At 53.1% G+C, this 879-nt stretch carries 1 pseudogene; it reads right to left on the bottom strand.

Going from position 1 to position 879, the window contains the following annotated elements:
* Positions 1-879: pseudogene (locus HMPREF3201_RS11885) on the bottom strand (hypothetical protein); the annotation flags it as partial.

Raw genomic sequence — 879 nt, 5'->3', positions numbered from 1 at the left:
TGCTTAACAGCAGCACCGCTGTCGTCGGTCAAGCCGAAGCCGCCACCATTTTCCGCATTTTTAACGTCATTGATAGCTGTCGTCAAATCACCGATATTGGCTGCGTTGTTGTAGTCTTCCTGCCCTTCTACAGAAGTGTCGTAAGTAGTGCCGGTTGTACCACTGGCTACGTTAGTAATCTGATTGCCGCCGTTGTTGAGACCGGTGCCGGTTAAGGTTACAGGGTTACCTGTGCCCGTGCCTGCTGCCGGAGTAATGGTAATGCCATCATTGTTCATTACCGTAGCACCGGTTGTGACAGAACCAGTATCGCCCAAGTCGATGTCTTTCACTAACTGAACTTTCAACTGACCATTAACGTTATTGACGCCAATGTTGTTTTCCGTCAGTTTGTCAGCATCGGCTCCACCAATGATGTCGAGCTGTTCGTTGAGTTTCTTGGCGATGACTTTCGTCGTGTCAGTCTGGCCATTGTCGCCGGCGTACTTCTGACCGTCACTCATGGTTGCGATGGTTTCGCCGCCTGCCGTGATACGATCAACCGGGTTGCCTTCTACATTATTTACGCTGTCGCCAGCCTTGATGGTAACCGTCGTGCCCGGTGTTCCGTCAGCGCCGGCAGGGCCGGTCAAGCCGATGGAGCCATCAGCGCCGTTGATAACGACGGCCGAACCGTCTTTACCGTTGACGCCAATCTTACCGTCGACACCGTCTGTACCGTCAGCGCCGTCTTTCGCACCGATGGAGATATCGTTGCTTAAGGCAACGGTAATCTTGCCATTCGTTGCATCGGCTGTGGTCGTAATATTCTGACCGTCACCGGCAATCTGGATGGTCTTACCGAGGTCTTGCTTAACAGCAGCACCGCTGTCGTCGGTC

Origin of the sequence: Megasphaera sp. MJR8396C, assembly GCF_001546855.1 — a bacterium.
Lineage (GTDB): Bacteria > Bacillota > Negativicutes > Veillonellales > Megasphaeraceae > Megasphaera.
The sequence above is the reverse complement of the archived record's forward strand: the minus strand, read 5'-3'. Positions and strand labels throughout refer to the sequence as shown.